Annotated in this window: 20 protein-coding genes; 6 read left to right on the top strand and 14 right to left on the bottom strand. The window is 58.5% G+C overall.

The window, feature by feature from the left end:
• Nucleotides 1-190: 190 nt before the first annotated feature.
• Nucleotides 191-2089 carry an acetate--CoA ligase gene (acs, locus tag RUI03_RS05365; RefSeq protein ID WP_317289260.1) on the top strand — a complete coding sequence of 633 codons (1899 nt, stop codon included), beginning with the start codon at nt 191-193 and terminating at the stop codon, nt 2087-2089.
• Between the two features lie 15 nt (nt 2090-2104).
• Here the strand turns inward: acs and RUI03_RS05360 are convergent, their stop codons facing one another.
• The 6 genes from RUI03_RS05360 to RUI03_RS05335 form a co-directional block, all read right to left on the bottom strand.
• Nucleotides 2105-2722: a nitroreductase family protein gene (locus RUI03_RS05360; RefSeq protein WP_410795918.1), complete on the bottom strand. Its 618-nt coding sequence runs from the start codon at nt 2720-2722 to the stop codon at nt 2105-2107.
• A 50-nt stretch (nt 2723-2772) separates the two neighbouring features.
• Entirely contained in the window at nt 2773-4323 is a 1551-nt protein-coding gene (locus tag RUI03_RS05355; RefSeq protein ID WP_317289258.1) for a DASS family sodium-coupled anion symporter, read from the bottom strand.
• 67 nt (nt 4324-4390) lie between these two features.
• Nucleotides 4391-5923, bottom strand: coding sequence for a hypothetical protein (locus RUI03_RS05350; RefSeq protein ID WP_317289257.1), 1533 nt, complete (start codon nt 5921-5923; stop codon nt 4391-4393).
• A complete protein-coding gene (locus RUI03_RS05345) occupies nt 5917-6870 on the bottom strand; it encodes a DUF6384 family protein (protein WP_317289256.1) in 954 nt (317 codons plus the stop codon). The genes RUI03_RS05350 and RUI03_RS05345 overlap by 7 nt, the downstream gene beginning before the upstream one ends.
• Before the next feature lies 1 nt (nt 6871).
• Nucleotides 6872-8017: a cell surface protein gene (locus tag RUI03_RS05340; protein ID WP_410795917.1), complete on the bottom strand. Its 1146-nt coding sequence runs from the start codon at nt 8015-8017 to the stop codon at nt 6872-6874.
• Nucleotides 8018-8227: 210 nt separating this feature from the next.
• Nucleotides 8228-8869: a 2-dehydro-3-deoxy-6-phosphogalactonate aldolase gene (locus RUI03_RS05335; protein WP_317289254.1), complete on the bottom strand. Its 642-nt coding sequence runs from the start codon at nt 8867-8869 to the stop codon at nt 8228-8230.
• 148 nt (nt 8870-9017) lie between these two features.
• Here RUI03_RS05335 and RUI03_RS05330 point away from each other — a divergent pair, with 148 nt between their 5' ends.
• From RUI03_RS05330 to RUI03_RS05315, 4 genes are all read left to right on the top strand, one after another.
• Complete coding sequence (locus RUI03_RS05330) at nt 9018-10019, top strand: agmatine deiminase family protein (RefSeq protein ID WP_317289253.1); 1002 nt, start codon at nt 9018-9020, stop codon at nt 10017-10019.
• 7 nt (nt 10020-10026) lie between these two features.
• Nucleotides 10027-10872, top strand: coding sequence for an N-carbamoylputrescine amidase (aguB, locus tag RUI03_RS05325; protein WP_317289252.1), 846 nt, complete (start codon nt 10027-10029; stop codon nt 10870-10872).
• 135 nt (nt 10873-11007) lie between these two features.
• Nucleotides 11008-11577: an ECF-type sigma factor gene (locus tag RUI03_RS05320; RefSeq protein ID WP_317289251.1), complete on the top strand. Its 570-nt coding sequence runs from the start codon at nt 11008-11010 to the stop codon at nt 11575-11577.
• The gene (locus RUI03_RS05315; protein ID WP_317289250.1) at nt 11561-13933 is read left to right on the top strand and encodes a serine/threonine-protein kinase; all 2373 of its coding nucleotides are present in this window, start codon (nt 11561-11563) and stop codon (nt 13931-13933) included. Before RUI03_RS05320 ends, RUI03_RS05315 begins: the two co-directional genes overlap by 17 nt.
• A 186-nt stretch (nt 13934-14119) precedes the next feature.
• Here the strand turns inward: RUI03_RS05315 and RUI03_RS05310 are convergent, their stop codons facing one another.
• Nucleotides 14120-14539: a helix-turn-helix domain-containing protein gene (locus RUI03_RS05310; RefSeq protein WP_317289249.1), complete on the bottom strand. Its 420-nt coding sequence runs from the start codon at nt 14537-14539 to the stop codon at nt 14120-14122.
• A gap of 323 nt (nt 14540-14862) precedes the next feature.
• On the opposite strand from RUI03_RS05310, the gene RUI03_RS05305 reads away from it, so the two are divergent.
• The gene (locus tag RUI03_RS05305) at nt 14863-15249 is read left to right on the top strand and encodes an MAPEG family protein (protein WP_317289248.1); all 387 of its coding nucleotides are present in this window, start codon (nt 14863-14865) and stop codon (nt 15247-15249) included.
• Between the two features lie 51 nt (nt 15250-15300).
• On the opposite strand, the gene RUI03_RS05300 is transcribed toward RUI03_RS05305, so the two are convergent.
• The 7 genes from RUI03_RS05300 to RUI03_RS05270 form a co-directional block, all read right to left on the bottom strand.
• The gene (locus RUI03_RS05300; protein WP_317289247.1) at nt 15301-15684 is read right to left on the bottom strand and encodes a hypothetical protein; all 384 of its coding nucleotides are present in this window, start codon (nt 15682-15684) and stop codon (nt 15301-15303) included.
• A gap of 336 nt (nt 15685-16020) precedes the next feature.
• Nucleotides 16021-16320 (bottom strand): hypothetical protein, encoded by a 300-nt coding sequence (locus RUI03_RS05295; protein ID WP_317289246.1) that lies wholly within the window; start codon nt 16318-16320, stop codon nt 16021-16023.
• A gap of 234 nt (nt 16321-16554) precedes the next feature.
• The gene (locus tag RUI03_RS05290) at nt 16555-16692 is read right to left on the bottom strand and encodes a hypothetical protein (RefSeq protein WP_317289245.1); all 138 of its coding nucleotides are present in this window, start codon (nt 16690-16692) and stop codon (nt 16555-16557) included.
• Between the two features lie 637 nt (nt 16693-17329).
• Nucleotides 17330-17611, bottom strand: coding sequence for a hypothetical protein (locus tag RUI03_RS05285; protein WP_317289244.1), 282 nt, complete (start codon nt 17609-17611; stop codon nt 17330-17332).
• Nucleotides 17612-17705: 94 nt separating this feature from the next.
• A complete protein-coding gene (locus RUI03_RS05280) occupies nt 17706-18071 on the bottom strand; it encodes a DUF4279 domain-containing protein (RefSeq protein WP_317289243.1) in 366 nt (121 codons plus the stop codon).
• Between the two features lie 172 nt (nt 18072-18243).
• A complete protein-coding gene (locus RUI03_RS05275) occupies nt 18244-18531 on the bottom strand; it encodes a hypothetical protein (protein WP_317289242.1) in 288 nt (95 codons plus the stop codon).
• 1485 nt (nt 18532-20016) lie between these two features.
• Nucleotides 20017-26616, bottom strand: a complete 6600-nt coding sequence (locus RUI03_RS05270) for a hypothetical protein (protein ID WP_317289241.1) — start codon at nt 26614-26616, stop codon at nt 20017-20019.
• Nucleotides 26617-26953 lie beyond the last annotated feature (337 nt).

Below are 26953 nucleotides of genomic sequence, written 5' to 3'. Positions count from 1 at the left end.
ATATGAGCGGGAAAACCTCAGCTAAAATCGATTTTGCCCCGCCTGTCGATTCCGGCGACACTGGCCGCCGCCGGTTGGACGAAAATAACGTGGAAGACATGCGTTCCGGGGCGCGTTCGTATGGACGAAACACGCGGCGCAGCTATAGTCCTGCGCAATAATTGACCACGATAAAAGTAGGGAGTCGCCTATGACCCGCATTACGGATTCCGCCCGCGCCGATGAAGATCTCAATGCCTTCTGGCTCGATGCCGCCAAGCGGCTGGACTGGGTAAAAGCGCCAACCAAGGCCGGCGACTGGAACTTTGACCGCACTGATTTTCGAATCAAATGGTTTGAAGACGGTACGCTGAACGCGTGCGTGAACTGCGTTGACCGTCACCTCCCCGAAAAAGAGCACCAGACCGCCATCATCTGGGAAGGCGACGACCCCAGCGTGAGCTCGTCCATCACCTATGGCGAGCTGTACGCCCATGTCTGTCACATGGCGAACATCCTGAAGGCGCGCGGCGTCAAAAAGGGCGACCGCGTCATTCTGTACATGCCGATGGTGCTGGAGGCGGCCTATGCGATGCTGGCCTGCGCCCGCATCGGCGCCGTTCATTCCGTGGTCTTTGGCGGCTTCAGCCCGGATGCACTGGCCAGCCGGATAGAGGATTGTGGTGCCACCGCTATCATCACCGCTGACGAAGGGCGGCGCGGGGGCAAGACCGTTCCCCTGAAAGCCAATGTCGACAAGGCACTGGAGAAAGTCGGCGGTGTGCGCCTTGTCCTCATGGTCTCCGTCACAGGCAACAAAGTCCATTTCGAAAACGGGCGCGACCTGTGGTGGCACGAATGGGAAGAGCAAATGGCCCCGGACTGCCCGCCGGAGGTCATGAAAGCCGAAGATCCGCTTTTCATTCTGTACACGTCTGGATCCACGGGAAAGCCGAAAGGCGTGCTGCACACGACCGGTGGCTATATGACCTATGCCGCCTATACACACCAGACCGTGTTCGATTACCAGCCCGGCGAAGTATATTGGTGTACGGCTGATGTGGGCTGGATTACTGGCCACAGTTATATCGTCTATGGCCCGCTGGCTAATGGTGCCACGACCCTGATGTTTGAAGGCGTGCCGACATGGCCCGACGCCGGACGCTGCTGGGATGTGGTCGACAAGCACAAGGTCAGTATCTTCTATACGGCCCCCACCGCCATTCGTGCCCTGATGCGCGAAGGCGACGAATTTGTGAAAAAGCACGACCGGTCAACGCTCCGAATCCTTGGGTCGGTCGGCGAGCCGATCAACCCCGAAGCCTGGCGCTGGTACCATGAAGTGGTGGGTGACGGACGCTGCCCCATTGTCGATACATGGTGGCAGACAGAGACCGGCGGCATTCTGATCACCGCGGTGCCGGGCGACGACATGACCAAGCCGGGTGCCGCGACGAAGCCGATGCCCGGCATCTATCCTGCGCTGGTCGACAATGACGGTGCGCGCCTTGATGGGCCCGCGGAAGGCAATCTGATCATCACCCAGTCTTGGCCGGGTCAGATGCGGACGGTTTACGGTGACCACGAACGGTTTATCGAAACCTACTTCTCAACCTATCCCGGCTTCTATTTCACGGGCGACGGTGCCCGCCGCGATACGGATGGGGACTACTGGATCACCGGCCGGGTCGACGATGTGTTGAATGTCTCCGGTCACCGGATGGGGACGGCTGAGATCGAAAGCGCCCTCGTCTCGCATCCGGCTGTGGCCGAGGCGGCCGTGGTCGGCATGCCGCACGAGATCAAGGGCCAGGGCATTCACTGCTTTGTCGTGCTGAAGGCCAATCAGATGGTCAAATCAGACCTCGTCAGTGAGCTGAAAAAACACGTTCGCAGCGAGATCGGTCCGATTGCCACACCGGACATCATCCAGATCGCGCCCGGCCTGCCCAAGACGCGTTCCGGCAAGATCATGCGCCGCATCCTGCGCAAGATTGCCGAGGGCGACGTATCTAATCTGGGTGACACCTCGACCCTCGCCGACCCCGGTGTGGTCGACGTGCTGATCGAAGACGCCGAAAAAGCCCGGGCGGAACAGGCGAAAAAATAAGGGCGACATGGTGGGTCAGAGAACCGTCAGAATGTCATCCAGCGGTTTCTTAGACAGGGCGTGGACTGGCACGGTGGCGTCGGCCGCCGGGTAGCCGACGGGGATCAGCAGAAAGGGTTTCTCTGTCTCCGGACGGTTGCAGATTTCGTTCAGAAACGACATCGGGTTCGGGGTGTGGGTCAGGCTGGCCAACCCCGCCTGATGAAGCGCGGTGATCAGCATGCCGCAGGCAATGCCGACGCTTTCGTTGATGTAGTAATTCTTCTTCTGATCACCGGGCTCAACACCCCCGCGACGCTGCGCAAACACAACAATCAGCCACGGTGCAATCTCCAGAAACGGCTTGTTCGCATCGGTCCCCAGCGGCGCGAGGGCATCCAGCCACTCGGCCCCCGCCCGCCCGGCGTAAAAAGCGCGTTCTTCTTCCTCCGCGGCCAGCCGCACCTGCCGCTTGATGTCCGGCGAGCCGATCGCGCAGAAATGCCAGGGCTGGTGGTTGGCACCCGATGGCGCCGTAGCTGCAGCTGCAATGCAGGTTTTGATCAAGGCCGCAGAAACCGGCCGGTCAGAAAAGGACCGCACTGAATGGCGCCGCCGCATCTGCATCAGGAACTGCTCAGCGCGATCCGCCATCTGCTCAGCTGTATATTCCTGATAATCCGGCAGCGGAACATGGGGCTGTGTCACGGTGATATTGAACCTGTTCTGAAGACCATCGGGGCGAGGGCGTAGACGGTCGCTGTAATGACGAAAATGGCAATCAGGTTCAGGCGGATGCCGGCCCGCGCCATGGTGGGCAGGCTGACGTGACCAGTCGCAAAGACGACGGCATTCGGCCCTGTGGCCATGGGCAGCATGAAGGCACAACTGGCGGCCATGGCAAGCGGCGCGGCGACCAGGGCAACGTCAATGTCAGCAGCGATGGCCACAGCCCCCAGTACGGGCATCAGCGCGGCGGCTGTCGCGATATTGCTTGTCACCTCGGTCACAAATATCACGACCGTCGTCAGCAGAAGGATCAACAGGATTGGCGGCAGGCGGCCAAATGGCGACAGCTCAATCCCCAACCACGTCCCAAGCCCGGTCGCTGTCATCGCGTTGGCCAGCGCCATGCCGCCGCCGAACAGCAGGACAACGCCCCAGGGGATCCGCTCGGCAAAGGGCCAGTCGAGCAGCGCGCCGCGCACAGGGCCCTCTCCCATCTTCGCGCCCGCCGGTATGAGAAAGCACAGGATCACGCCGAGCACGGCAATATTGTAGTCATTGAGATAGGCCAGAGGCAGCCAGCTATCCTGCCCCACCATCGCGCCGATATCCCATTCACTCAGCGGTCGCCGAAATATCCAGAGCGCGGCGATGAAGGCAAAGACTATCAGCGTCCGCCGTTCCGGCGTTGTCATGGGGCCCAGGGCCGCAAGCTCCTGCCGTACCACCGCCTGCCCATGGACGCCGTCAATATGGCCGAGCGGGAACGCCCAGCGGGTCAGCACGAACCATGCCGCGGGCACCAGCAGGCACACGGTCGGTGTGCCCAGAAGCATCCAGCGCGTGAAGCCGATCGACAGGCCTGTGGTCTCATTCAGATAGCGGATGACGATGAGATTCGTCGGTGTACCAACGGGCGTCCCCAGTCCGCCGATGGAGCACGCCCATGCAATGCCGAGGAGCAGCGCGTAGGTGAAGGGCGAATTCAACCGGTCCTTCCCCAGAACAGCGCCCGACACCGACAGGGCAATGGGCATCATCATCAGCGATGTGGCCGTATTGGATATCCACATGGACAGAATGGCGGCAGCGGCCATGAACCCGGCCACCAGCATGGAAGGGCGACTGCCTGCGCGGCTGACGATATTCAGCGCGATGCGCGTGTGCAGATTCCACCGCTCAATGGCCCTGGCGATGATGAAGCCGCCGAGCAGGAGAACGACGACGGGGTGCATGTAAGGGGCCGAAACCTGTCCCATGGGCATGACCCCGGCGATCGGCAGGACGGTCAGCGGCAGAAGCGCCGTGACCGGAATGGGAATCGCTTCGCTGCCCCACCACACGGCCATCAGCACGGCCAGCGCACAGACCGTCCACGCATGCCATGGGGTGTTGCCCGACAGTTCGGCTGAATTGAAGCTGTCGGGTGGACCGATCAGCAGAATGATGATGGCCAGTCCGAGGCCAAGCCACAGGCCAATCGTCTGACGCAGGCCCGATCCCGCCGCCTCTGTCTCCGTCTGGCTCATCCAGCGCCCCCTCCCCGATATTTTTTCCCTGAGGATAGGGGGATGCGGCCGTCAGTGCCAAGGGGCGTTAGAATCCACCGCCGGTCTTGAACCCGCCGCCACCGCGACGCGATGGACGTGGCGTTGAGATACGCGGCCGTGATCGCCGACCGGACGATCCGCCCATCGGACCACCGAACGGCCCAGGCATGGAGCCTGTGCGGCTAGCCTCGCGCGCGATTTCCCATGCGACCTCACCCAGAATTTCCGGCAGGCCAAGGCTCGAGCGGCGGCGGCGGCCGCCAAACCCGGCATCGGTCTGGGGCTGCATCTGCCGGGCGGCGCGTTTGAGCCGCTTCATGGCGCCGTCCGCATTGAGACGGTCGCGCACGACACTGGCAAGAATGTCCTCGAACATTGTGGCGTCGAAGACGGTAAAATGGCTGTCATAGCGCGATTTCTTGAAGCGGCGCCGCAGGTCTTCCATCCGGGCCAGATCATCGCGGAGGCGGCCCGGCAGCGCCGTGGCATCTTCCGCCATCGCCGCGCTGCGGTCATATTCACTGCGCAGGCGGATGAGTTCATCCACCATCCGATCATCGGCAAGGCTGACGGTTTCTGCCGCCAGACTGCGCAGATCACGCACGCTTGCCAGCCGCAGGCTTTCGGTCAGCAGGGACTTCGCCTCGACCGCCGGACCGGCCTCGGCGCGCACCGCCCGGTCATGCTGTGTCGTCAGGGCCCGATGCTCTTCCTCGGCACTCTCGATTTTTTGGTCGAGAGCAACGATATCCTTTGCGATACTGTCCGCCCCCTGACGCAGGCGCTCGGCCCCCGCTTTTTCAAGCGCGGCCTGCTCGGCGTCCTCCAGACGATCCTGAGCCGCGTCGGCGGCGGCTTCGACCATTTCCACATGCTCCGCGAGACGCAGCGGCAATTCGACGAGCCGGTTATAGTTCAGATAGGCTTTGTCGTACTGGCAGATGCGCGCCACCCAATTGTCCAGCATGCGCGTGATCGGGCTGGCCTTGTAATCCGCCGTCCGGAACCGGCGCTTCCACAGATACGAAAAGAGCGGATCCTCGTCATAGGGTTTGCCCTTTTCTTCCCGATCCGTCTGGGCAATGAGCAATTTCTGACGTGCCCGTTCAGCAACCGCATCAGCCTTGTCGAAGGCCTCGCTTAAATCGCGATAGGTCGCGTCGGTCTGCAGCGATGCCTCGACCTCGGCGACCTTTTTCTCATAGCGGGTCAGTGCCGTGTAGTGGGCGCTGTTCAGGCTTTCCCGCTGCTCCTCAAGCGCGCCAATCGTGGCGGCCGCCGTTTCGAGCTTGCGCGCCTCCCGCGCGATGAAGCGGTCGTGTTCAGCCAGCAGGTCCCGAGCGCGGGCATGGGCCTGATCGAGTTCTGTCTGGCTGCCGCCCGTCTGGATGAGGTCCATCCGGATTGTCGCCAGGTCGCGATACACATTCAGCTGGGTTTCCCGAATATGCGCGAGGCGCGCGTCGGCTGCGTCTGCGGCCTGTACGGCACCTCGCATCTGCTCACGCAGGTCGGACAAGGTCCTGTCCATTTTCACCACGGCATCCGCGCCGTTCAGCCGACCAGTGACAGTTACCATTCGAGGATCACGCCTCCAGGCGTTTCAACTTCATATGCCGGTTCGAGCTGTCCTGCAGATTTCGTCCCAATCAGCGCATTCTGGATGATCTGATCGTCCTTCTTGTCGGCAGCGACCCGATTGAACGTCTGCTCTGTCACCCGCTGGCCCCATTTGGACACCCGCCGCGTCTTCTGGTCCTCTTCGGAAGTCAGGGTCACGGGCACCGGACGACCGGCGGGATCGATGGCCTCCACAATCAGATAATAATTCCGCGCGCCCGGCACGTCGTCAGGAATGCGGAATACCCCCGACATTTCGCCGGGCCGGGATACGATGCGCACCTGATAGGCCGCACCCAGATCATCAATCAGAGTCTGCAGCTGGTCTCGCACGGCCTGGGCAGCCTTTTGATCGCCACGCGCGGCAGCGGCGGTGCCGTCCTGATAATACGTCTGGGCGAGAACATCGCCCCGTTCTTCCGTGGACAGCGCCTGAGCCTGGTCCCGCAAGTCCGCGAGCGCTGCGGGCAGCGTTTCGGTCAGCTCTACCCGCACGGCCTCAGCGCGGCGTTCGGCCGGGCCCGCGATGGCGAACTGATAGACGAGAATTGCCGCGAGCAGGACGGCCACGCTGGTCAGGACCGGCTTGAGCCACCTGTCGCGTCGAACGTATAGTTTCGCCAAGGCGACAGACAGCCCACCCTTGGGCGGCGAGTATGTGAAGCGCTGTTCTTCCAGCGCCTTTACTCCCTCGCGCAGGATATGGTCGGGCACCTCAATGCCCTGCGCAGTATAGATTTCACGCAGACGCGCAATCAGGTCTTCCTCGCGCCCTTCCGCATCCAGTTCGCGCGCAACCATGGCCGAGCGATGACGCAGCGTATCGACCACGTCCATGGCAAGCATGACATCGTCAAGACGTTGCCCCTTTTGAGGGGTCGATACAGCCGCGGCAGTCTGCGACATTCTAGGCGCGCGGAATCAGCGTCAGACCAGCGCCCTGCTCAACGAGCCGGGTCAGGCGGCGCTTACCGTCCTCAACGGACTCGCGGATTTCTTCGGAGTTCTTCGTCGCCAGCTCGCGCATCTCAGCAATGATGGTCTGTGTGCGCTCCTGATAGTTCACGACACTGTCGACGAGCATTTTGACAGACGCGGCCGAAATGGTCGGGCCATAGCCAGCACGGGTCGCGGCTTCCTGCACCTTGGCGCCAATCTCGGACAGCACCTCGATTGATTCGTTCACGCCCTTTTTCATTGCCTCAAGGGTCTGGGTGCTCTCGTGGAGGCCATGCATCCCCGTGAAGCTCGCCGTCAGGGCCGTCAGCACAACCTCGTTCGTGGAGAAGAAGCTGACGGACTGCGCATAGACGCGTTCCTTTGCCGTGGTGGTCTGGACAAGCCGGGCCATGATGACCTCGGACGTGTTGTAGGAGACAGTGATGTTATCAGCCAGATCCTTGGCGACCTGATAACGCTTCTCTTCCCATTGCAGGGCCCGGAGTTTTTCATCGCGGGCCAGTTCCAGCGTCGCGCGTTCTGCGGCGTCATCACCCGTATAGGCTTCGACATCAGCCATGGCGGCGTTTACGGCCGTGCGGGCTTCGTCGAGTTTTATCTCACCAGCCTTCAGCACTTCAAGCGCCATGACCTCGGACTGCTTCATCGCGCCGCGGAAGTCGAGATAGGCTTCCAGGATATTCCGCTCACGGTCGATCTGGTTGGCGGATTCGGCCTGCACCTCCAGATAGAGTTCCTTGATCTTGTCGAAGCGGTCGGCGATGTCGCCGCGTGTCATCTTCATCCAGACATTGGAGACGCGTTCGAAGGTCGAAATTTTCCCGTCGGCGTACTGGTCGACCAGATCCTTTGAATCGTCGCGGATGGAGTTGAACGCCTTGGTGATGCCTTCATAGCGCTCACCCACCGTCATGCCTGCGATCTGTTCCCGCACGACATCGTTGAACAGGCTGGCCTGATCGAGCGTCCGGGCAATTGCCGCAACTCGGTCAGGATCAAGATCCGTGATCTGCTCCAGCAAGGCAACGATGGGCGCCGCCTGACCGCTCCCATCCGCGTCAGGAACGAGACCGAGCTGTCTGAGGCTGGTCATCGCCTTGTCGAGATATTGAAGAGCGGTTGGACTTGTCTGTGTGGCCACGATGGTTCCCTCTCGATGGCGGTCCACCTGGTGGCCGCATATTCCCGCAACATACCAATCAGGACGACGCATGTAGAGCAGCGCAGCTTGCCAGATCAGTCACGGCCTATAGATCGGAATATCCGGATGAAATGGCAAGCCCGATGGTGACAGATGTCCGGGTCAGGTCTTTTTCAGCTCTCGCACGGCTTCTGTGATCAGCCGGGCTTTCGCCTCGACCCGCTCGGCATCATCGCCCGGCTCATAAAGCGCAGAGCCAATTCCGAAGCCAAAGGCACCGGCGTTGTGCCAGTCCTCAATGTTACCCCGATCAACCCCTCCCACGGCCAGAAGCCGGACGCTGGATGGCATGACCACTTTCATCGCGTTCATGCCCGCGGGAGTCACGGCAAAGGCGGGGAAGACCTTCAAATAGGTGGCACCGGCCTTAATCGCCGTGAATGCATCGCTTGGCGTGAACACGCCGGCAACCGGCACGATATTGTCAGTCAGGCAGGCGGTGATCATGTCCCGGTCCGTATTGGGCGCGACGGCGAAGGCTGCACCCGCCGATGCTGCCACGTGGACCGTTTTTGCCCGGGTGACGGTGCCGGCCCCGATCAATGCATTACCGCCCGCGACTTCGCGTAGTTTCCCGATACAGGCCGTAGCGTCCGCCTCGTTCAACGGCACTTCCATCGCGGTGATCCCACCGGCCATCAGGGCGCGTCCCACAATGCCCGCCATGTCCGGCGTCAAGCCGCGAAGAATGGCGATGATCGGCATGGTCGTCAGAAACTGATCGAGAATATTGTCTTTAGCCATTGTCTATCCTTGGTCCTTTCCCCTGAAAATAAGCAGTGGGAGAGGGTAAAATCGCGCCGAAACAGCAGGCGCAAATGCTAGATGCGCCGCAGCGGGACGTTGGTAAAGTCGCTTTGCGCGTGACCCGGCCTTGTGGCATGGATCGGTCATGACTGATTTGCCCCTCCCCCTGCCCGCCGAATGGGCATCTCAACGCTGTCTCTGGGTTGGCTGGCCGCGTCTGCCCGAAGAGTGGCAGGGACTGATTGAACCTGCCCGACGGGAAATTGCCGTCTTTGTCCGGGCCGCAGCCGAGTTTGTCCCGGTGCGCCTTGCGATTGGCAGTGACGACGCCGACAAGGCGGCCCGCGCTCTGTCCCTGGAAAGCGTGGCGCGCCTAGATCGCGTGCCCACAGGCGATATCTGGCTACGGGACACCGGACCTATCTTCACCCTGTCCAAGAATAACGGCCTCTTTGCCCACAATTTCCGGTTCAACGGCTGGGGCGACAAATATGCGATGCCAGGCGATGAGGCGACAGCCGAGGCGATTGCGACGCTTGAGACCGGCATGATGGAAAGCCATTCGATCGTCCTTGAGGGCGGCGCGATCGACAGTGATGGTCAGGGCCTTTTGCTGACCACGCGCGAATGCCTTCTCAACCCGAACCGTAACGGTACGACCACCGCCGCATCGGTGGAACGGTGGATGCAGTCGATCCTGGGCGCGAGAAAAGTCATCTGGATCGATGAAGGTCTGCTCAATGATCATACGGATGGCCATATCGACAATGCCGCGCGCTTCGTCGCACCCGGCCACGCGGTCTGTCAGGCTCCAGCGGGGCTCGATGATCCGCACCGAGATCGCCTGCTGGCCATTGAGGACACGCTGCGCTCAAACAATCTGACTGTCACGACGATCCCCTCGCCCGGCGAGGTGCAGGATCAGAATGGCGAGATCATTCCGGCGAGCCACATGAACTTCCTTATCACCAATGGGGCCGTGATCGTTCCGACCTATGAAAAAGAGCACTGCGTCGCGGCGTGTGCGACGCTGGCTGAGCTTTTCCCCCAGCGCCGCGTCATACCGCTCTCCGCTCGCGCCATTCTTGCCGGCGGCGGCGGCGGTTTTCACTGCATGACCAAGGACGTTCCCCAAGCAAGGGCGTAGAATAAAAATGACACGAACACTGAATGTAGCGGCGATCCAGTATGCCCCGGGCATTGATGGCGCGGACCCTATTGGCGACGCCATCACCCATGTGCGTGAAGCCGCAGCGAAGGGCGCGGAAATCATCCTGCTGCCAGAACTGTTTCAAGGCCCCTATTTCTGCAAATCCCAGGAAGAGCCTTATTTCGCGCTGGCTGCGCCGTGGGCAGAGCACCCGGCCGTGACCGCGCTTGCGCCGGTGGCAAAGGAGCTCGGTGTCGTGCTGCCGCTGTCCATCTACGAGAAGGACGGCCCGCACTATTACAATACCATGGTGATGGTCGATGCCGATGGTGAACCGCTCGGCATCTATCGCAAAAGCCACATTCCCGATGGCCCGGGCTATCAGGAAAAATACTATTTTCGCCCAGGCAATACCGGCTTCAAAATCTGGTCCACAAAGAAGGGGCGCATTGGGGTTGGTATCTGTTGGGACCAATGGTTCCCGGAGACGGCCCGGGCCATGGCTCTGATGGGCGCCGATGCGCTCTTCTATCCGACAGCTATCGGCGCAGAGCCGCAAGACCCCAGCCTCGACACCGCCGCCCGCTGGCGCCGGGCCATGGTTGGCCACGCGGTATCGAATACGATCCCCGTGATTGCAGCGAACCGTGTCGGCGACGAAGGCGGGCAGGTCTTCTACGGCACCAGCTTCATCGCCAATGAGCGCGGCGATATCGTGAACGAGCTCGACCGCACGGAAACGGGCATCATCGCCGCGCAGTTCGATCTCGACGATATCGATCGCGAAAGGGCCGCCTGGGGCTTTTTCCGGGATCGCCGGCCGGAGCTGTACGGCAAGTTGGTCGAATAGCCGAAGGTCTTCTTGCGTATTTTGAGGCGAAATCCGGTCAAACAAATTTGCAGCTGACGGATAATTTTTCCCTTTGCTCACAGCCGGGCCCGTGTTGTCATTGCAGACGATGGGACAAGGGGAGAACTGCCCGCGATGACCGCGACCGAGCCAGACTTTCTGGATCGCCTTCGCGCGAGCCGAGCCGGTGACGCCGAGGCTCAGGCCGTCATCTATGATATGATCCATCGCGAACTGTCGGCGATTGCGGCCTACCTTCTGCGCCGGGAATATGGCCGGATTTCCATGCTGACCGGCGACCTCGTGAATGAAGCGGTGCTTCGGCTGCTACAGTCCCCGGTGTCCAGCGCCGATGACAAGGCCCACTTTCTCTCCATTGCGGCGCGGGTGATGCGTCAGGTCTTGGTGGATGCGGCTCGCCGCCGCGGGGCCGAAAAGCGACGCAAAATTACCGTCACCTATTCCGCCAGCGCTGAAGTGGCACAGGACAACGCCGTCGAACTGCAGGCGCTGGAAACCGCCCTTCTGCGCTTGCGGGTCATCGATCCGGAGCGGGCGGACATTGTCATCATGCGCTACTATGGCGGGTTGAGTACGGATGAGATTGCCTCAGCCATGGGCGTTTCGGAATCAACAATCCGCCGCTCCTGGCGCGCGACACGGGCATGGTTGAAGGGAGCCATCGAAGATGACCAGCAGCAATGATCTTGAAAAACGTGCGCTGACCCTTTTTGAAGAGGCCCTCGATCAACCATCGGACCACCGTCGCGCTTGGATTATCAAGCAGGCCGGAGATGACACCGCGCTTCTGAACCGTGCGCTGGCCTTTCATGATCTCGATACTGAGGATGCCGTGTCCATCCACACGGGCGGTGCCATTGCGCATCTTGAAGATGACGCCGCGACACCGGAGCGCATTGGTCAGTATCGCATCGTCCGTCTGATCGGAAGGGGCGGCATGGGGGCTGTCTATCTGGGTGAGCGGGACGCTGGCGACTTCGATCACGAAGTGGCCATCAAACTGGTCAGCGGGATCAAGCGCAGCCCGAAGTTGTCAGAGCGCCTGCGGGCGGAACGCCAAACCCTGGCGCAATTGTTGCATCCCTATATCGCCCGGCTCTATGATGGCGGGGAGCTGGACGATGGTACGCCATACTTCGTCATGGAGTATGTTCCGGGCACCTCGCTTGGGGAATATCTCAGTCAGCACCGGGTGTCTCGAGATGACGGTATCACCCTCTTCCTGAATGTATGTTCCGCCGTCCAGTATGCGCACCAGAAGCTGATCGTCCATCGCGACCTGTCCCCCAGCAATATCCTCCTTTCCGACGACGGGGATCCCAAGTTGATCGACTTTGGCATCTCCCATACTTTCGGCGATGATACCGATACGGACCATTCCGGGCGCCTTACCATGACGCGCGGCTACGCTGCGCCGGAGCGGATATCAGGGCACGCCGCTACGACCCTTGGGGATATTTATTCGCTTGGCCTGATCCTCAAGGATATCCTCAGATCCGCGCAGCCGGGCGCAGACGAGGATCTGACAGCGATTGTAGCCAAAGCGTCAAATGAGGATCCGGAGCGGCGGTACACCTCCGTGGGGGCCCTGATGACCGACCTGGAACGGTATCGCACGGGGCACACTGTCAATGCGCGTAATGGAGGCGGCGGCTACGCCATGGCCAAGTTCATCGGCCGGCGTCGCCTGTCGGTGGCGGCAGGCACCGTCGGGCTGGTCATGGTGCTCGGTGCACTGACTGCGGTTTCCGTTCTTTATACGCAGGCCGAAGAAGCACGGCGCGAAAGCGACCGCCGGTTCGAGGATGTGCGCAGCCTCGCCAACACCCTCATGTTCGACATTTACGACGCCGTCGAAGATGTCTCGGGGGCGTTCAAGGCACGCGAACTCATTCTCGAAACCGTCAGTGACTATCTGCACCAGGTCGAGGGCATGAAATCCCCATCACGCGATCTTCAGTTGGAGATGGCGGACGGTTTCTATCGCCTTGCTGACGTTCAGGGTGATTTCACTGGGGCGAGCCTTGGACAGATTGAGGCCTCAAAAGAAAACCGTGCGACGTCGCGACGCCTCTATGAGGCGCTGATCGAGCAATATCCCAACTACGCCAAAGGCCAGAACGCCTACGCCGACTTCCTTCACGATGCCGCCAATCAGGAGGTGTTCCGGGAACGGAACACGGACAGGGCAGCCAAAACCATTGCCATGGCTGAAGCGGCCAGTGACCGAGCCCTGGCGCTGGAACCTGACAACGCCGATTTTTTCCGCACGCGGCTGGCGGTCATGAAGATCAAGTCGGACGTGCTGCAATATAGCGGGCAGCATGATGCCGCCGAGGCGCTGACCAAGGAACAGCTGGAAATTACCCGGCAATGGCTCGAAACCCATGACGATGACCGGGTCGTGTACAGCCTCACCGGTATGTATCGTGATCTGGGCACGAATCTTTTCGATCAGGGCCAGTATGACGAAGCCCGCATAGCGTTCGAACGTGCCCTGGAGGCCAGCGATCGCTTTCTGGCGAACCAGCCGGACAACCGCAACGGCCGCCACGGCCGCATGATCATCCACTGGCAGCTGGCGCTCCTGAACAAGGAGCTTGAACAGTATGATGAGGCCCGCGTGCAGATCGGCAAGGGGCTCGACATCGTGAAGGCGTCCCTCGCCGTTGACCCTGATAACCGGAACGGCCGGCGCGAACTCGCCATCCTGTCTGAGACCGCCGCGGAACTTGATGCGGAGGCCGGCAATCGCGAAGCGGCGCTTTCAGCGGCAAACGATGCCTATTTATATTTTAAATCCGCACACGATGCAGCACCGGATGAACGAGGTGCCATCATGGACTTCGCTTATGTGAACAGTTTCATGGGCTCCGTTCACAGGCGGCTCAAGATGACGGACGAATCCTGCCACTACTACCAGCAGGTCGAGACGATCATGGCGGGCCTGGCGGCGGAAGGCCCCCTCATGGCTGAAGACGACACGTTCCGAGCACAGAATGCAGAAGACCTTGCTAATTGTCGGGCCGAAAACCTCTAGCAGCGACAGCATTCGGGTGGCAGTAGGCGCGGCGGTCCGTACGGCGGGGCACGGTCGAATAGGATTGCATTCTCGAGCGCCCTCTTCCCATTCACCATAAGGCGCATAGAAAGCTCCTCAAATCCGGATCAGAATTATCCGCATATCGGCGTTGGCAAATCGAGCTTCGCCCCTTCAACTGACGGCCTATCGTTCCACGTCAGATCTTCTCATCAGTTTTTTGAGATAGCCGGCACGATTAGTCTTCATACGCTTTATCTCACTTTTCGAGGCAGCCGTCTGCTCATGATCAGCGGCCCATATCACCAATTCATACAATGTCGGCGCAAGCGCGAGACCCTTGGGCGTCAGACAATACGCGTATCGTCGACCGTCCTCATCGGACTGTTCTCGGCGGACCAGCCCGTTCATCTCAAGCCGTGCCAGTCGGTCCGCCAATATGTTCGACGCAATTCCCTCATCACTCTGAAGAAACTGCGAGAAATGCCGCTTTCCCGCCAACATCATGTCCCGCACGATCAGCAGCGACCAACGATCCCCGAGCAATTCCAACGCGACATTCACTGGACATTCTGAGCGCCTGTCTGCGGGATTTTTCTTCGACATGCATCGACATTATCCGATTTCACTTGCATTCAACAACCAAAATGATGATAGATTGCATAATGCAATCTAATTAGGTTTGGGGGAGGATCTGCAGGCATGTCGACACTCGCGCAATAAATAAGAAAGTCGCAGACGGCATCTGCGGCCATCCACATTGCGTTGGACAAATATATCTAGGGATCATTGCCTTGGCCTGACGACCGCAGGCTTCACACGCGCAAGCCCCCAAGACATGCTGTCACGTCGTGCTAAATAAAATCGCACACGGTACTTTCGCTAATTATAGAGCCTGCAATCATCACACACGTTCTCAGGAGATCATCATGCCTATCGAACTTGCGACTATCGCCTTCCTGTCGTGCCTTCTACTCCTCCTCACCTTTCTGCAGGGATTTGCGGTCCCCTTTTCGCAGGGTCTACGGTGGGGTCTTGGGTCCCGTGACACAGAGGTGCCAGACATCGCGATCCAGGCGCGCCTTCGCCGAACGGTCGCAAACCATATCGAATGCATGGCCATCGCCGTCCCGCTACTCGGACTGGTGCAGTATCTCGGCGTGACAAACGGATTGACCGAACTTGCTGCATGGCTGATCATCGGTGGACGGACGGCTTTTGCCATCATCTATCTGGCAGGCATACCAGTGCTGCGGACCGTCGCATGGGCGACCTCGATCATTGGCATCTTACTGTTGATATCGAGCATTCTTTAGGGCGCATGTCGGCGACAGTAATTTTTAGGACAACCGGATGGTCAGAACAACTCACTTCAACAGATGCCCGTCGTAACGCCCTGCTCCAAAGTGCACGGCATATATCGCGGGGAGAATTTTATCGCGACGCATGGGGGTGACACGATCTGGAAAATATTTGAGGTCGGACAAAAAGTATTCGTACTGACCAAAATTTGACCTCGCCAGAAGCTCTAGCGATTCTTGCGCTGCCCTAAGGTCGGGAGCGAGCTGGACGCTCGCCGAAACATCCGCGTAGATTGCCCTCAAAGACTTATTTAGTCTTTCCAAATCCGAAATAACGTCGAGATGATGGGCCATCACGAAAGCTGTCAGCGCGTGCGAAATTGGATATTCCTTCAATCGCTCGCCACGAGATTGCAACAAGTTTTGGATATTCCTATTTTGTTCAGCCATACTATTGTACTTAGCATCGTCGGTAGGTTCGCTCTGGATGCTGCCGAATGAATGGCAGATGCGAATGACGTCCCTTAATGGAAACAATACTGCACTTTCTCGAATCAATTTGTTTCCACCCGTCAGTCAGACCTGAGTCACTCAAGGCATGTCCGTCAGATCTCTATATCCATTTTCATCCGCATAAATCGGTAGCGCAAGATCGATCCTGGCGCACTCCCACTTCTTGTGAAGGTCGGCCCCTCATACTCATTGGTCAGCCTCTATTATCATAGCATCCCAAAAGTAACCTGCTTTCGGGCATTACGATTGCGCCCCACAGATCAGATCGCAAAGTCACGCGTCTTCAATTTTTTCGACGATCCAAGTTCCATCGCGGGTCCGCTCGGCAAGTTGCCCCGGCATCAGAACCGGAAGCTCTGAAATCCCCGGAAGCCGGTCAATGATTTGGGACAAAGCAACGACTTTCGCCTGGTCGGAAATATGATCTACCTCGCCACACAGGCATTGGAGCCAGCCGTCAAAGTCGTGGACAATGATGTTAGGCTCTGCGTGGTGCAAGAACAGGTGCTCGCATATCAAACATGCCTTGTTGGCAGCATATGTGTAACCTGCAAATGATATGTCTTGGGTCACTTCGCCGCCCCCTCAGCCTTTGATCAAGTGCGGCTTGCGCACAGCTATTTCTCAATTTTCGTTTGCCCGAAATATTCCGCTCTTTCGGCCAACCAACAATCATCGCCCTAGACGTTCAATAGCCTGTTTCCGTCAGGCTGGGTTTTACAATTTGTCCAACTCTCTGTTCCGGCACAAATAACACTCCTCCACGTCAATTGCATCGCCATCTCCGTATTCAATGAGGTAGACCGTTTAATCTTTAAAGAGGCGATAGGAAGGCACCTGCTTTTCCGTCATAACACCAATCACCCATGCAATACGGCCAGGACGAAATTCTGCCGGCGCATCATCCTTCACTTTTACAATATCGTCGTAAGTGAATTTTGGCATTTTCAGTCCGTCGTTTTTGAGCGAATAGGTAGATGCGGATTTATATCAGACGCGGCGACGCCTGGTCTACGTCGATGTGAACCTCGGACGTTGGGTTCCATGACATGCTCTTTATACCCCACATCGTCCAGGTTCTTGGTTGGGTTATTCGCAGCCGAGCGATTGCAGATCATCTCCCCAAACGGGGTGCAGGGTTCGTCCCAGATCATGCCCGTCTCCGCCGCATTGGTTTCGGCAATTGCACTGCCCAAAATGGTTGTGACGCCGGTAGGTCGATATCCAGCCGTCCGGACGTCATTTCATCCATATCATGGCTTGGCATACTGAGGGTTACTCGACGTGGAACGCATCTTGGAGAGCACAGAATACCATCCAGGGCCCGTCGAAGAAGATGGCGACGTGCCGTCGCGACTGAAAATAGCTGAAGCGGCGCAAGCAGCCTTACGGTGGGTCGAGCATTCGGACCGGTCGCAGGAAAACTGGAGCGGGTAGAGGGGAATCCACTCCGATAGATCAATTTCTTTGTAGTATAAGCACCTTAGTGCATCTTTTCTGTACCCAGAACCTTTGGACCTCTAGGGTACAGCGGGTCAAGCTTCGTTGAGCACAAACGCAGACTTACGACCCGGCTGCGATCTCATCGCGGGCTAAACGTGCGGCTATGCTCGTCAGAATAGGAATAAGAAATCCGCGCCAGCGACAAAAGCAGGAGCACGCAGACCACGGACGGAAAAAGCCTCCAGAGTCCCTTCAGCATCACGAATGCACCCGAGAGCATCGCCATGGGTAATTTAACAAAAATCGCTAAAGCATCAATCGAGGGATATCCCACACTTGGCGTCAGTGGCGCAGCAAGACCCAAGGCGAATACAAAGATTGCGCCAACGCATATAAGGCAGCCAAACATCGTTCTCATCAATCAACGTCCTTTTTAAATGTCTGCTGACCATCAACATCAGGAAAGGCGTCAAACTACGCATTACATGCGGAGTAGCATCGGCGGAGCTTGTTTCTCACCCAAATTCCGGCCCTTGGCTTAAGCAGATAACAGGTCTGTCATCACTAAATATTGTGACGACGATTTCCTTTCGCCATTTGCCCGGCAGAGCTGCAATTTTTTGCAGGTCAATTTTAGGGTTGTCGATAATGGCTTCAACGGCAGTCTGAACCGGTCGCTTCTCAAGACGAACTGAGCTCGGATTTTTATATCGCCAGAAACAAAAATTCTTGAGCCGTTTCGCGCCTCGCTTTATGGGATCGTTGGAGGTTCTCGTCGGAGTGACCTGAAGCCTTCGAGTAACATCGTCAGGGGCCAGATCATCGCTCGATATGAAAAGGACACATTGCGTTTCGTAGTCGGCACTATCTCGGTCAGTCACTTGGCTTTCCGCGTTGATTTCTGTTCATCATGTAACGCTACACAAGCGCAATTTGGGGACATCAGGGGCTGCAGCTTGGTTGGATGATACGCCCCCAAAGAAAGTCTGCCGCGGCCAATATATCGACTTTATAATTGCACCTGCCAAAATCGAGACAGTCCAATGCGATAATTCACGCTATCCAGTCAGTTTTCTCCGACACCCAAACGTTGAAGCGAAACTCTCCTCCGATTTTCTGCGTCTGTCGAAGAATATCGCCTATATTATTTCGCATCGCATCGATACGTTGCTCCCAACTCAACATATCGTTCGATTCGTGGATTTCATTCGCGGTGATCGTCAATTCGACGTGGGGAACATCGAAGTCTTCTTCGACTCTGAAAGGCTCAATACCATCCACAATCAGGTCGTTGCTTGCTGCGAGCTCATAAAGGTCCAATAATTCATGGGCTGTGATCATTTTGGCCCCTCCCTTTCCGCGTCTTGCTCGCTCCAACAACGATGCTACCTCAACGCTATCCAATTTCATCTCCACTAGTCGCTTTCACGTTTTGGCTCTGGCATTGGTTTCCGAACGTTGCCGCGCTCGCCCAATTGCGTGACTCGGCCCGATTCATCGGTCACAATCCAATTGCCGTTCTTGTCAGTCTGCGTTGTCTGTCATTTCCCTGTCCAATGATTGGTCTTCTGGCTCTCATAGGCCTCCGCCGAATTGTCTAACACCTCATCAATTTGCTCGGGCGTCCATCCCTTATCCTTGACATAGCCTTCTGAATTTTTGCCGTGGGCGATCTCTCTTCCGCCGGGTGTCCTATATCTTCCACGACCGTCATTGCCGATCATTCTCGCGACGGTACCGAGAGCTAGCCTCTCGGCCGCGGCTCTGCCAGCTTGCCGCATGGCAGCTCGACTTGCAGCCGCCCCAAGGCGTATGCTTTCCATAAATGGGATATAAGGCTGATACCATATATCATCTGCCCCCGTTGCATTGGCTTCGGCAATTGCACTGCCCAAAATGGTTATGATGCGGATAGGTCGATATCCAGCCGTCCGGACGTCATTTCATCCATCTCATCGCTCGGCAGATTGAGGATTAATCGGCTTGCAACATATCTTTAAGGGCCGAGGATAACGTCAAAGGCCGGTCCAAGACGATGGTGACGCGCCGTCGCGATTGAAAATAGCTCAAACGGCGCCGGTAATCTTGAGGTTGGTCGAGCATGCGGTCCGGTCGAAGGAAAAGTCTGGAGCGGGTAGCGGGAAGCCAAACGTTGGCATATCTATCTAAAATCGAGGAGAAATTTATGCACGTCGAATTTTCTTGGCCCCCAACCGGCGCCCTAAACTTGCGGGATGCATGTGGAAAACTTGAGACAGTCCGGTTCGGATTCGAAGTTGGGAATCGTCAATCAGGTTCGGGTAGCCAACCGTGATAGAGTTGTGACGTTTTTTCAGCGATATATCGTCCAGTTTCTCGGATCCGATTGGCAAGTCGGATTTGATTGAGAAGCTGCCACACCCATTTTTGCCGTTTTTGGGTTTTAAGTCAGAGTGATAAAATTGCGACCTGTCGCGTAGGGTGTGCCTATGTTTCGGACTTTTCGGCTAGAGCCCAGCCCCCACCTCGACGAGGAAAGCGAAGTATCGAAACGTGGACCCCTGGATCGCCGCGCGCAGGGGACCAACAGGTCTCAATTGCCGGTTCTGGGACAAAACTGTCGTCTGACAACCCGCTTGGCATCGGCACGTTACGCCGGGACCCGCCGTTCGTAAGGCGCAGGGTCGGCTCCCCGCTATTACCGAGATTGCGGACGTTCTAGACGGTCCGGACTGGAGCTGAAAATCAGGAAAGCAGACGTTGGGTCACATGAGCTAAGCGCCAAGGTCGAAGCGACCTGCCAAGGCCACAATCGGATTTGTACACAAGCGGTTCGCTTTCTGCTCATCACAGCTCTGCGTCATCCGGTGTCAGGCCTTCGATGAATACCCGCAAACTTTCAGCGTCAATCTGCGTAGCCCGTTGTCGGCGAGCTAGCCACTCATCCGGGAGGTTAGCGATGGATCGAAACCGTGCATAGAAATCCCGGCGTCGATCGACATCAAGCGCATCTAGTGCGCCCTTCGCCTTGGCCGACAAGCGCTGAGGCAGCCAGACGGTTCCGTTCTTGCTAACAGTCACGATGAGTGAGCGATGCGTGAAAGGGCTTGTGTCGCCGGCGAAGTCGTTTGATTTCCCTTTATGGTACTTCTGCAGCTTGATGAAAACGACGAGGTTTCGGTCAACGGCGCTCAGCAACGCTTTCAATGACGTAGCCCTCACGAATAGCCGCGATCCCGTCATGCTCCATGCGTGTTCACCTTGCCCTCCTTCTACCCCCCAGGCTTCCGCAAAGAATTGCGGCCCAGTGGCATCCGTCCACTGGCGAATAACCGCGTCGGCTGGATCAACGCCCAGAACTTGTCGGGTGAATTCCGTTGGGAAAGGCCGGTCAAGGGCCGCGCTCGCGCCATATGGGTCATGCCTATCGAGTTGGCGCTCGGTATGGGGCATCACGGCCACCCAAGGTTGAACGCTGTGACCCTCATTGCCGAAATGGCGGCTGATTTCATCTTCGTCGTCTGGCAGCCAGCGAAAGAACTGCTCTTCGGACAGCAAAGCCATAACTGCTGAGCGAGCATCATTCTTATCGGCTAGGACGCTTCGGATGGTTAGAGTTGTATGTTTCCCGATTGACCAACGTGCGGACACGGGCATCCATTCAGCAGCCAGCTTCCCATCGCTAATGCCCAGCAACGGGGCCAGCGCCCGTCCGTCGTCCCGCGTGGTGCTTCGCTTGTCGCCGCGTTCCGGCATCTTGATGTCGGTTTCTTTCTCCAAGTCGAGCGGGAAAAGATCGGTCAGATCGGAAAGCCACAGTCCATCATCACGCGACAGCCGGTAATCGTTCAAGAAGGCCGACCAGGCGTCTCCGCGCCAGTCGTCGCCGACCACCGGCATCGAACCGAGAAGTTCACCCGCGACCAGCATCAGCGCATGCCAGCCAAGATAGCCGCCATAGGGGTCACGGTTCGGAACATAGCGGGATGACCACTCTTCATTGTACTTCGAGGTGCGAGGGCACTCGTACATACCGCTCACGGACTCGTCCCAGCGGCGCACCCATGTGCTGATCTGGTCCTTTACCGTCCATCCGGGCTGGGCGAACACCCTGCACAGCCACTCCAGCTGATACTTTTCGAAATCATAGTCGAGGTGAAACGCATTGTCGGATTGAGGCGACGAAATCGGCCTCTCGATGTACCGAAACTCGTCATAGCTGGTCTTCGGATTGTGATCGTACGGTGATACATTGACCGCGGATATTGCGCCTAGCAGCACCTGCTTCTCCGTGGGATCGAGCAACCGCGAGATCTCTCGCAACGCATCGACCGCAAACGCGCGCATCACAACGTGAGGAAACTCGGATGACAGTGCGACCAATTCGAAAAATTGCCGATGTGAGGCTAGTCCTCCGGGATTGCATTTGCTCACCCGCGCCAGCGCAATCAACAACCAAAGCTGTGCATGCATCTGGTAGAACGGAAGCTTTGCATCACTGAAGGGCAGCCCTGAGCCTGAATCAAAGCGGGCAATGAGCTTGTCGAGTACATCGAAGCGGTCGATTTCCGCGAGGCGTCTCACAGCATGCGCTGCCCGCCAGCGCATAGCCGCCACGGGGTGACCCAATCGAGCCCATACCAATCCAGCTACGACGTCCGCTTCATCTGCTGGCATGGACAGATGGTCGCTCCAAGGGCCGTCGCCGACTTCAGGCGGGAGCGTTTCGGCGCTGATGGCAAGAAAGCGTTCCAAACCTTCCGCAATCGCTTGATCGCTTGCCCTGGCAGCTAGGCGAGCCGCTAGGGCAAGCCACGCGTCCCCTCCCAGCTCGTCGGCCACGCCACGAAGTCCGGCTATCGCGTGTTCGACTAGAGCAGTCCGATCGGCGCGGAAACACATCTCCAATCCGCGCCAAGCGGTCCAAGCGTCCGAACTGGAGTTTGCCAATTCCCCGGCATGTTTTGCCGCGAGGCGAAGGCCTAGCTCGGGCAGCGCGTCACGCATTGCCGCAGAAGTCCTGCACCAGTCCTCGAGATGGTCGTCCAGAGCGCTGACCTTGTCCGCGAGAGTCGCATTGCCGGCCTCGACGACGGCCTGCACGAAACCCAAGCGCTCGGCCGGGGTAGAGGCTCGCCGCGCAAGTTGGAGCAATTTTCGAACTGGCCAACGCCGTCCGGAATGATCCAACTCCTCGCTCAGAATCTGCCGATCGATCTCGTCCGGATCAGTCAAGTCGACGGGATAGGCATGGGGCACTTCAGGAGGCGCCAACGGCGGAGCTGCCGGCGTTGGCGTTTCGGCTTGCGATCTGCGGCGGCGAAGCAGTCCTTCGATCCGGATTCGTGACGCCGATGTGGCGGGAAGAGTCTTTTCAGCGAGACGATGAAGGCCTTCGATGGTTTCACGGCTCGGCGTGAGTTGATCATCACGATCGATTTCAACGAGCAGCAGATTGAAGAACCATTCGTGGTGAACTTGGGAGATGAGAGGGAGCGCCTCGGATGCGAAATCCGAAGTGTGCCAAGTCCAAGCCTCCCCAGGCGGTGCCAGGCCAAACAGCGCGGCCGCTGTCGCCGCGGGCAGTTTCGACTGACGTGTGAGGACCGTCAGAGTGGGGCCAAGCGAGTAACTCAGCCCCGCGACATCGCGGTCGTCCAATCGCGCCAACATAGCCAGCGTGCTCCGGCCAGCGATCGGCACCAAAGCTTGGGCATATTCGATCCATGGAAATCGTCCGTCTTCGCCCTGATTGAGCTCCAATATCCGAGCGAGGGTGTGAGCAGCCTTTGCCGATAACTCCGCGCCTTTGTAGTGACCCGTTAGTTCGAGCAGATGGTTGGTACGATCGAAATCGTCCGATCCGATGGCTTCCGCCAGATCAAGCGCTCGCCTGCAATACGCGGCAGCCTCGTGGGTGCTGACCCGCCACACCGCTCGCGCGAGACTCCCATAGGCGGTGACCCGCGACCCCACATCCGTATCAAGCTGTATTTTGCGCTCGACAAAACTAGCGAGGGTAAGTGCGGCATCATGGCATTCACTGTTCCGCGATAGTCGAGCCACTACGTCCGTCAGGTCGGGAGCGTACAAACCAGGAGCGGTTGCCAGCCAATCCACCATCTTTTTGGCAAGCCCGGGATCTATCGCCCCCAGTGCATCGGCCACATAGAAAATCGCTAGGAATCCCGTTTGCGTGAGATAGGCCTTCCCGTCGCGATAGGGGTAGTTAGAGGCCTGTTCGACATCGCTTACCAAGCGATCGAAGGCTACATTCAGTATCCCGGCCCGCGTCTCTCCAGCAGGTGGGCGCACAATGCTCGCGATGTCTTGCGCATAACGAAGAAGCGGATTGATCCGCCCACTCAGAGCACGAGAATATTCTGTGCGGACTTTGCCATCGACATAGCTCCGGCGCTTCAGCCGTGGCTTGGCACCATTGTATTTCGGTTCTGCCAGTTTCTGCGAAAGAGCGCGCGAGAATGCCGCCGGGCCGCGATTGCGGGCACTTTTCGGGACGAGGTTGATAAGCTCGGACGGGGCGATGTCCATTAATGTAGGCGGTTTCCCACGCAAAGCGGCTTTCACACCAGCTGCGGCCAAGCTCACGTGGACAGTGCGATCGATCGGGTGATAGCTCGAAAAGTCGTAAATCGTTTGGGCCTTCAGCCCTGCGCCTTCAATCAGCGCGATGCCCTCCGTGATCATTCCGAGGTCGGTAGCTCTCGCTCCGGCGAGCACACTCGCCATCGCCAGGCTCGCGCTGTGGTCAGAGACCGGCGGCGCGGCGGCCATTGCCTTAAGCACGCGCTGTTCTCGGGTATTCTCGCGTTCGGTGAATTGGAGCGCGGCCGCGAACAGAGCTCGCGACCCAAGCCGGCATCCTGGCAACCTCGAAACGACACGTTCCGGTGGGGCATGGATTGTCGCTTGGTGCCGCTCAAGCAGGTCAAACAGTTCGCGGAATTTTACGAAGGCCTCGCCTTCGCCCTTGCGAGCAATGAACTCGGCTACGCGGACGTCATTGCCTGCGAGCATTTCGACATAGGCAAAGCCGACATCATCCCAGCTTCGTGATGCGCTCGCTTTGTTGAACCAAGTGTTTCGCCTCGTTTGCGCTGACCAATTGTACCAATCGATGGCCCTGCGCGCGTGGCGCCGAGCCTCATCATGATCGCCCGCGAAAGCGCTCGCCAGCGCCATTGCGGAGTGCTTTCCTCCCGGCCACCCGACATTAGTGACAGCGAGCCGTCTCAGCGCCTCGGGATCGGCAGAGACGGCTGCGAGGTCGGGATGCTCATAGAGGAATCGATCCGACCGCTCATGACCAGCGGCAACGAGCGACGCTTCTAGCAAGAGCTTCAGCAGTTCGTCGCGTTTGCCAAGCTCGCTAGCGAGGGCGATTGCAGCCGTGATCCGGGCTAGGCGGATATCCCTCGTGCTAACCTGCGACGCGCCGGCCGGAACACGGAGATCATAGGCAAGGCGGATAAGCTGATCTGCATCGCGAATAGATGTCAGCAATGCGGGCAGCGCCCTAGCAGCGTAGTTTGATGTAAGCTGCCGTGCCTGCAGCGCGGAGATGACCCGGTCTCGGCTCGCCTGGTCAGTTCCGTATCTCGAGCGGATGAGGGTTTCTGTCGGCTCGTCGCGAAACACCAGGCCGTGCGGCGTCCTTTCAAGCAGCGGCGCTAAGTCTGCGGCGAAGCTCTCGACCTCTTCCCCGATAAGTCCGTGCGCCGCGGCAAGCTCTTCGATCGGAACAGGGGGTGCGAGCAAGGCAATGCCGGCCAGCAAAAGGTCGATATCCGCATCCTTTGCTCCGCGCGACAGCGCCGTGTTTCGAGCATCTTCGAGCCGCTTCAGGAGCAAGGCATCGAGGACGTCATGCGGTTCACCGCGGGCATCCGGGAATTGCAACGGATCAAACGGGCGCCCGTTCGTAAGCAGGCTGTCAAGACACCGGGGATTTCGGCCGGACCGCGTGAGCAACGCGGCAATTTCGTCTCCGGACGCATCCGGTACGCGCCGTGCGATGAGCGTCCGCGCCTCGGCATCCGAGAACAAAGGCACGGGGAATTCACGGTAACTGGTGTTGCCGACAGCGATCTCCAGCCTCTCGGTCCGGCACGATCCGATCACCCGAACGCCATCGATCGGATTGACGCTGATGCTACGCAAAAGAAGATGCGCGAAGGATAACGTCCCAGTTTCTTGTGCGGCCAGTCCGGCATGGTCGACGGCATCCAAGACCAGCGACAGGTGAGCATCGGGATGTGTGTTTCGGGCCGTGGCCACGGACTGGGCCAGACGTCGGCGAAAGGCCTTTAGCAGGCTTGTGACGTCAGCGATCGGAAGTAGGATGTCGCACAGACCTTCTCCGGCGAACAGGTTTGCAAGATGCACCAATGTTCGCTCGGGCAAATGCCGACCGTCGGCCGGATCGCGCCATCTGCCCGCGCCGAACCCATCGAACAGGACTACGGGGCCGTCCGAGCGCAGCTCATCGGCGATCCCCTGCATCAGCACGGTCTTGCCCATGCCGCCGGCAGCATGCACGATGAGCGGCGCACCAGTTTCCCGTGCCCGCGATACGATTTCGGCGAGCACATCTCTTTGAACGACATCCCGTACCTCAGGGAAGGCGTCGGGTGTCGGATAGAGACGGTCTTCGCTGTCGACTTCCAGCTCAGCCAAGACCGCGACGCGATCTACCCGCTTGTCGGTCTCGCTGCCGGGACCGGCCTTAAGCCTGATGAGGTTTCGCAGTTTTAGCAGCCGCTTTTCTGCGTCGGGATCGCCAGGCTCGCTCCAAGCGGCGAGTGTCGCGGAAACCAACCGCTCTGCATCGACCAGACTCCCCTGGCTGCCGACGAGGTTCAATCGCCGCAGCAGGCCAGCGGCTTCGTGAGGATAGTCTTTCAGGGCGTTGGCGATTTGCCCTGCTTGCCGGCTCACGTCACCATCGACATCGGATCCAGCGATGACTGCGTTGATCGCCAGCCCTAGATTGAAATTGATCGGCCGGTTCGTGGCATACTCATACCGGACGACCCTTTCTACATGTTCGTCGCCGTAAGCGGCGCGAAGCTCGGTATCGGTGATAGCGAATTTGACGAGTGTCGATGCAAGATCCGCCGCTCGAACTGCTTTGTCGGCGCTGGCGATCGAGTATTTGAACTGGACTACGGTTACTCGCTGCGACCGGGCGACGTCGGTGCCACCATGATACCGCACGAGGTCAGCGATTTCGACGGCGCCGATCCCCAGTTCCTGCTCGTCCTGCTCATCGAAACCTTCCAGCGTGATTGCATTGAGGTCCGTTGAGGGCGGCAGAAGTTCGAGCGCCGTTCGCGCGGCCCAAGCCTCGTGATACGCGTGCCCAGCCTTCGATGCTCGCACCTTATCGATGGCAAAACTGGAATCTGCTGCAATTTCATCGCCCATGGTAGTCTTTACTATCAGATGCGCCGCATATGAATGAAGGGCCGGCTGACATAATGTTTGCCGTTAATCCGCCAAAACCCGATCCAGGTTTTTGAAGCCCAGCCTGCCGGAGGCTCCGCTCTGGGCAAATGTCCTTGAGCTCCAAGCTGAAAGCGTCAGAGGCATCGAATCCGAACTCGCAGTTGGGGAACAGTGAGCACACCCTACCCCGCGAATTCGGGTCGCATCTAATTGATGTATGGAAGGAAACACGGTTTGTGCACAAATGACCCGCCGACGAGTTGTGCGGGCTTGCGGCGAGTTGTGGACAAGTCACTCCGCGATAAAGTTATCAGAT

The organism is Parvularcula sp. LCG005 (genome assembly GCF_032930845.1).
Lineage (GTDB): Bacteria > Pseudomonadota > Alphaproteobacteria > Caulobacterales > Parvularculaceae > Parvularcula.
This window is presented reverse-complemented; position numbering and strand designations above follow the sequence as displayed.